The 7319-nt window shown below is 71.2% G+C and carries 5 protein-coding genes; 3 read left to right on the plus strand and 2 right to left on the minus strand.

Translation table 11 applies throughout. The annotated features are described in order from the left end of the window. Nucleotides 1-21 precede the first annotated feature (21 nt). Entirely contained in the window at nucleotides 22-1848 is a 1827-nt protein-coding gene (locus ACFWPQ_RS47115) for a glycosyl hydrolase family 18 protein (protein ID WP_384049995.1), read from the minus strand. Nucleotides 1849-2126: 278 nt separating this feature from the next. Beyond that, nucleotides 2127-2699, minus strand: coding sequence for a cob(I)yrinic acid a,c-diamide adenosyltransferase (locus tag ACFWPQ_RS47120; RefSeq protein ID WP_384049998.1), 573 nt, complete (start codon nucleotides 2697-2699; stop codon nucleotides 2127-2129). A 208-nt stretch (nucleotides 2700-2907) separates the two neighbouring features. Here ACFWPQ_RS47120 and ACFWPQ_RS47125 point away from each other — a divergent pair, with 208 nt between their 5' ends. The 3 genes from ACFWPQ_RS47125 to ACFWPQ_RS47135 all read left to right on the plus strand — a co-directional run bounded on the left by ACFWPQ_RS47125 (nucleotide 2908) and on the right by ACFWPQ_RS47135 (nucleotide 7172). Next, nucleotides 2908-3756: a 3-hydroxyacyl-CoA dehydrogenase family protein gene (locus ACFWPQ_RS47125; protein ID WP_384050000.1), complete on the plus strand. Its 849-nt coding sequence runs from the start codon at nucleotides 2908-2910 to the stop codon at nucleotides 3754-3756. A gap of 185 nt (nucleotides 3757-3941) precedes the next feature. Continuing rightward, a complete protein-coding gene (locus ACFWPQ_RS47130) occupies nucleotides 3942-4265 on the plus strand; it encodes an STAS domain-containing protein (protein ID WP_030672301.1) in 324 nt (107 codons plus the stop codon). 387 nt (nucleotides 4266-4652) lie between these two features. Then, entirely contained in the window at nucleotides 4653-7172 is a 2520-nt protein-coding gene (locus ACFWPQ_RS47135) for an ATP-binding protein (protein WP_384050003.1), read from the plus strand. The last annotated feature ends 147 nt before the right edge of the window (nucleotides 7173-7319 follow it).

Here is a 7319-nt window from a genome sequence, read left to right on the forward strand (position 1 = left end):
GGTGGGGGTGGAGCGAAGGGGTCAGCTCAGCCCGGAGTTGATGGCGCTCACCAGCTCACCGTCGCTGGTGTCACCGCTGAACTCCCAGAAGAACGCGCCGCCGAGGCCCTGGGTCTTGGCCCAGCTCATCTTCCCGGCGATCGTCGACGGGGTGTCGTACGACCACCAGTTGGTGCCGCAGTGGGCGTACGCCGTGCCCGCGATGGTGCCGGTCACCGGGCAGGACGTCTTGAGGACCTTGTAGTCCTCGATGCCCGCTTCGTAGGTCCCGGTCGCCGCGCCCGTGGCCGTGCCGCCCGGCGCGTCCTGGGTGACGCCGGTCCAGCCTCTGCCGTAGAACCCGATGCCGATCAGCAGCTTGCTCGCCGGCACGCCCTGCGCCTTGAACTTGGCCATCGCGTCGGCGGTGTCGAAGCCGGCGGTCGGGATGCCCGTGTACGAGGTGAGCGGGGAGTGCGGGGCCGTCGGGCCGGTGGTGGCCCAGGCGCCGAAGAAGTCGTACGACATCACGTTGTACCAGTCGACGTACTGCGAGGCGCCCGCGTAGTCGGTGGCGTCGATCTTGCCGCCGGAGGAGCCGTCGGCCGTGGTGGCCGCGGTGACCAGGTTGTTCGAGCCGAACTTGGCGCGCAGCGCGGACATCAGGTTCTTGAAGGCCGCCGAGCCGCTGGTGTCGCAGCTCAGACCGCAGGCGTTCGGGTACTCCCAGTCGATGTCGATGCCGTCGAAGACATCGGCCCAGCGCGGGTCCTCGACCAGGTTGTAGCAGGAGTCCGCGAACGCGGTCGGGTTGGCCGCCGCCTGCGCGAAGCCGCCGGACCAGGTCCAGCCGCCGAAGGACCAGAGGATCTTGATGTTCGGGTACTTGGCCTTCAGCTCGCGCAGCTGGTTGAAGTTGCCCGCCAGCGGCTGGTCCCAGGTGTCGGCGACACCGCTGACCGACGTGTCGGCGGTGAACGTCTTCTGGTAGTCGGCGTAGGCGTCGCCGATCGCGCACTGACCGTTCGTCACGTTGCCGAAGGCGTAGTTGATGTGCGTGATCTTCGCCGCGGACCCGGACGTCACCAGGTTCTTCACCTGGTAGTTACGGCCGTAGATGCCCCACTCGGTGAAGTAGCCGAGCTTGACCTTGGAGCCGGTGGTCGGGGGAGTGGTCGTACCGCCCGTGGTGTGGACGGCGACCGCGCCGCTGACCGGTCCGGTCTGGCTCGCGGTGTCGCGGGCCTGCACCGTGTACGAGTAGTCGGTGCCGGCCGTCAGACCCGAGTCGGTGTACGAGGTGGTGGTCACCGTGGAGACCACCTTGCCGTCGCGCAGGACGTCGTAGTTCTTGATGCCCTTGTCGTCGGTGGCGGCGGACCAGGTCAGCGTCACCCCGGTGTTGGTGATGCCGGACGCGGTCGGGGTGCCGGGCGCGGAGGGCGCCGAGTCGCCCGGGGTGGTGGTGCCGCCGTCACAACTCGCCCCGTTGAGCAGACAGTTGCTCGGCGATCCCGAACCGGCGCCGTTGAAGCCGAAGGAGACGGAGGCGCCGGGGGCGATGGAGCCGTTGTAGGACTTGTTCTTGGCGGTCCAGTGGGTTCCGGAGGAGGTGACGTCCGCGTCCCACGCGGAGGTGACCGAGGTTCCGGAGGGGTAGTCCCACTCGACGGTCCACGAACTGATGGTGGTGGTACCGGTGTTCTTGACGGTCCACTGGCCGCCGAAGCCGGTACCCCAGTCCGAGGTCTTGGCGTAGGTCGCGGTGGCGGACGTGGCGGCCTGGGCGGGGCTCGCGATGCCGACCAGACCGGCCAGGGGGAGCACCAGTGTCGCAAGCCCTGCCGCGACTCTGTGTCTGAAGCGCATGCTGCGCCTCCCTCTCGATCGGGGATGACGTGGGCATGACTGAGCCTTCATGCCCATGGTGCCGCGAGAATAGAAAGGTCTGGACCACCGGTCAATAGGTCTGGACCACTTTCGTATACGGCCGCCGGATCCCCAACTCCCGTCCCGGCGGCGGATTTACCGCTCCCCGCCCGGGACCCAGAGCACGTCCCCGACGTCCTTGTTGGCCGTCCTGGCCAGAATGCTGTGTCCTCCCGGGGGCAACCCCCGGACCCCCGGCCGGGGCCGGTTCCCTTCACTCACCGTTCGCCGCCAGGGACCCAGAGCACGTCCCCGACATTCTTGTTGGCCGTCCTGGCCAGAATGAACAGCAGGTCCGACAGGCGGTTGAGGTAGGTCGCGGTCAGGGGGTTCATCGCCTCGCCGTGTGCCTCCAGGGCGGCCCACGTCGAGCGCTCGGCCCGCCGTACGACCGTGCAGGCCTGGTGGAGCAGGGCCGCGCCCGGGGTGCCGCCGGGGAGGATGAAGGAGCGGAGCTTCTCCAGCCGCTCGTTGAAGCGGTCGCAGTCCGCCTCGAGCTTGTCGACGTAGAACTGCTCGACCCGCAGGGGCGGGAACCCGGGGTTCTCCACCACGGGGGTCGACAGGTCCGCGCCGACGTCGAAGAGGTCGTTCTGCACCCGGGTGAGCACCTTGACGACCTCCTCCGCCAGCCCGCCCAGCGCGATCGCCGTCCCGATCACCGCGTTCGCCTCGTTGGCGTCCGCGTACGCCGAGATCCGCAGATCCGTCTTGGCGACCCGGCTCATGTCCCCGAGGGCGGTGGTGCCCCGGTCGCCGGTCCTGGTGTAGATGCGCGTCAGATTGACCATGCGGCCAGCGTAAAGCTGCCGCGGGGGCGGCGGACCGCACCGTGCGTGGCGTGAAACGGACCATGCCGCCCGGGGTGCCTGACGGGACGTGACGGTTGTCTCACGTCCTGAGACCGTGACACGCGTTACTTACCGGGTTTCCGGGCCCCCGACGAGCGCTAGGGTCCCGCCCAAGAGGCATACCTCAACAGCGTGTAAGGGGAGCGGAGTGGCACGGAAGCTTGCCGTCATCGGTGCCGGCCTGATGGGTTCCGGCATCGCCCAGGTCGCCGCACAGGCCGGCTGGGACGTGGTCCTGCGGGACGTCACCGACGAGGCACTGGAACGTGCTGTCGGCGGCATCCAGGCCTCTTACGACAAGTTCGTGAGCAAGGGCCGGCTGGAGGCGCACGACGCCGACGCCGCCCTGGCCCGCATCGCCACGACCACCGACCTGGACGCGGTCGCCGAGGCGGACATCGTGGTCGAGGCCGTCTTCGAGAAGCTGGAAGTCAAGCACGAGATCTTCCGCGCCCTCGACAAGATCGTGCGCCCGGACGCCGTACTCGCCTCCAACACCTCCGCCATCCCGATCACCAAGATCGCGGCGGCCACCGAGCACCCCGAGCGGGTCGTCGGTGTCCACTTCTTCTCGCCGGTGCCGATGATGCAGCTCGTCGAGCTGGTCCGCGGCTACAAGACCAGCGACGAAACCCTCGCCACCGCACGGGAGTTCGCCGAGTCCACCGGCAAGACCTGCATCGTCGTCAACCGGGACGTCGCCGGCTTCGTGACGACCCGGCTGATCTCGGCGCTCGTCGTCGAGGCCACCAAGCTGTACGAGTCGGGCGTCGCCACCGCCGAGGACATCGACCTCGCCTGCAAGTTGGGTTTCGGTCACGCCATGGGCCCGCTGGCCACGGCCGACCTCACCGGCGTCGACATCCTGCTGCACGCCACCAGCAACATCTACACCGAGTCGCAGGACGAGAAGTTCGCCCCGCCGGAGCTGATGCGCCGGATGGTTGACGCCGGTGACATCGGGCGCAAGAGCGGGCAGGGCTTCTACACGTACTGAAACACCAGTACGTAGACCCTCTGACCGCATGTCAAAACGCACAAACCCCGGGGTTTTCACCCTCGGGGGTGAATTCGGTATCGGTTCGCTTACAGATGGCAACCTCTGACCGGCGAACGCAGTCAGACGTTGCAATACCGGACAACACTTTCACGGAGTAGGACACGCACTCTCGGGGAGCGCATATGTACATCAGGGGCGACCACGCCGAGCTGGTCGTCGGGGGCCGCCTCGACGTACGCAGCGCGGCGGACGCCCGTACGGTCCTGCACTCGGCCGTCGACGACGGAGTCGGCGACCTGGTGCTGGACCTGTCCGAGCTGGACTCCTGGGACGCCACCGGACTCGGGGTGATCATGGGGGCCCACCGGCGGGCCGGCCGCTGCGGCCGCCGCCTGGTGCTGCGCGGCGTACCGCCGCAGATGCAGCGCCTGCTGGTGGCCACCCGGCTGCACCGGATCCTGGCGATCGAGGGGGGCATCGGGGTGGAGTCGCTGCCGCGCGTGTGACACCGGGACCGTGGGACACCGGGACCGGCGACGGGCTGTGACACCGGGACCGGCGACGGGCTGTGGCGACGGGCTGTGCGGCGGCGAACCGCCGAGACACGGCAAACCATGGAGACGCCGCGATCCGGTGTGAACCGGGCGACGGGGGTGACCCGGTCGGACGGCGCGCAAGCGCACGTCAGACGCAATCCTCACGAGACTGTGATGTCTCGGACGGCGCGGTACCCCGGACTGTCGTAGATACTGTGCGAAGGTTTAGGGTTCGGTCGCCCGCCGCCTAGTCACCCTTCGAGCGCGGGCCCGGACCAGAAGCGACAGCGCGGTGTGCAACAGGCCGGGGAGGGCCGGTATTCACGGCACACGACGCTTTTGGGGGGCTAGGAACCTATGGACCCGATCAACCCGGGACCCGAGGGGTACGGCCAGGACGGCGACGGCAGCTCGCCGCGCCAGCGCCCGCCCAGGGAATCCCTCACCAACGACTTCGGTCAGAGCACGCCGGCGACGGCCCGCACCACGCGGCTGGTCACCGGCGACTTCCTGCTGACCGTCAACCCGGTCGACGGCAGTGAGATAGAGCCCTGCCCGCCGACCGAGCGCCCGGCCAGACCCGAGAAGCGCACCGCCGCCGAGCGGGCCGAGCACGAGCGCGCCGTCCGGCCGCCGGTCCCGGCCGGTCCCGCCCAGCCCGAGCTGCCGCTCCTGGAGCGCCAGGACGACCGTGAGCGGCTCGTCCGGCTTCTCGCCCGCGGCCGCTCCGTGCGCCTCACCGGCCCCTCGGGCTCCGGCCGCACCGCGCTCCTCGACCTGGTCGCCGACGACTGCTCCGACCTCGCCCCCGACGGCGTGGTCCGCCTCAACGGCTTCCACCGCACGCCCGAGGACCTGCTCCACGACCTCTTCCACGCCGTCTACAAGGCGCCCGCGCACCGCCCCGGACCCGACGAGCTCCTCGAACTGGTCCGGGACATCGGCGCGGTCGTCGTCCTCGACGACATCGAGTTCGGCGGCACCGGCCTCGACGAGCTGATCGACGCCACCCCGGAGTGCGCCTTCCTGCTCGGCGCCACCCCCGACGTGCCGGCGCCCGCCGCCGACTCCGCCGTCGAGGAGGTCTTCCTCAGCGGCCTGGAGCGGGCCGGGGGCGTCGACATCCTGGAGCGCGCGGTCGGCAGGGTGCTCACCGAGGAGGAGGCCAACTGGGCCGGCGACCTCTGGTTCGAGTCCGAGGGCCTGCCGCTGCGGTTCGTCCAGGCGGGCGCGCTGCTGCGTCAGCGCGACCAGGTGCGTGCCAGCGCGGGCGCCGTCGACGAGCTCGGCGTCTTCGCGTCCAACCTGTCGGACCTCTCCGACCTGTCCGATCTGCCGGTCGACGCGCCGTTCGACGCCGAGACGACCGACGAGGTCCCGCTCCCGTCCCTCGGCGAGGCCGCCGCGCCCGCCCCGCTGCTCGCCGCCCGCCTCAGCGCCTCCGCCCGGGCCACCCTGCGCTTCGCGGTCGCCCTCGACGGTGAGGTGCCGCACCAGGCGCATCTGCCGGCCCTCGTCGGCGACACCCACGCCGACGCCGCCCTCGGCGAGCTGGCGGGCTGCGGACTGGTCTCCCCGGTGGGCTCCCGCTACCGGCTCGCCGCGGGCGTCCTGCAGCAGCTGGAGGCCGCCGGCTACGCCGACGACGCGACGGCCCAGGCCCTCACGGCCGCCCAGCACTACAGCTGGTGGTGCGGGCACCCCTCGGTCTCCCCGGAGCGGGTCTGCGCGGAGGCCGACGCGGTCCTCGCCGCCCTGACGCTGCTGGTGCCCGAGACGGTGCCGCCGGCGGAGGACGAGGACAGCACGCCGGTACGGCTGGCCCGTACGGCGGCGCCCGCGTTCGCGGCGGGGCTGCACTGGAGCGCCTGGGAACGGGTGCTGCGGGCCGGTGCGGAGGCCTCCCGGCTCGCCGGTGAGGTCGGCGAACAGGCCTACTTCCACCACGAGCTCGGCATCCTCGCGCTCTGCGGCGACCAGCTGGACCGGGCGCGGGCCGAACTGGAGGCCTCGATCGGCCTGCGCGGGGCTCTCGCCGACAAGCGGGGCACGACGGCCGGCCGACGGGCCCTCGCCCTGGTGGCCGACCGCTCGGGCGAGGTCATCCCGGCCGCCGCCGCGATGGCGGGCGACGAGATTCCCGACGCCCGGCACGAGGAGTCCATATCCCCGGCGGGCGGCGTCACGACGCCCTTCCCGGCGGTCCACTCGCCGGTTTCGGACACCTTGGTGACCCACAGGGTCCCGGGGCAGCCGACACCGGCCCAGGGCGGCGGAGGCGGCCTCGTCCGCATGGCCCGCCGCAACCTGGTGGCGGTGGGCGCGGGAGTCCTCCTCACGGCCGTCCTGGGCACCGTGGTCACCCTCGGCATGACCTCCCACGACAACGCCGACAACCCGTCCAACAACGTGAGCGTCAACCCGTCGGCGAGCGAGGACACGGGCGACGGCAGCCTCGGCGCCGACCCCGGGCAGACGACGGGCACGGGCGACACCGGCACGGCGACGGCCACACCGACGGACCCGGGCCCCGACGGCACCATGGGCACGTCGGACGACCCGACCCCCTCGGACACGAAGACGCCTTCGGCCTCGGCTTCGGGGACGAAGGGGTCTTCGGGCGGCACGACGAGCTCCCCGTCGAAGTCGCCGTCGTCGTCGCCCTCGCCGTCGAAGTCGGCGTCGCCGAGCCCGTCGAAGTCCGAGTCCCAGTCGGCGAGCCCGTCGCCGTCGGCCTCGTCCTCGGCCCCATCCGAGACCCCGTCCACCAGCAACTCGGCGAGCGGTCCCGCGTCCAGCGCTCCGGCGGCGTCGGACAGCTCGGCGGCGGCCTCGGAGAGCAGCAGCACGGGAACGTCGACCGGCACGCTGATCTGAGCCCTTGGGCGTCCCCCGCTCCACGCGCGGGACGCCCACCTTGGTTTCCACGCCGCACCCCCCATGCCGCCGCACCCCCCATACCGCCGCGACGGCGCTCAGCCCCTACGGCGGTGACCGGCGGTGCCGGACCGGCCTGAGCCGAGT

The sequence above is a fragment of the Streptomyces sp. NPDC058464 genome (genome assembly GCF_042721035.1).
Classification (GTDB): Bacteria; Actinomycetota; Actinomycetes; order Streptomycetales; family Streptomycetaceae; genus Streptomyces.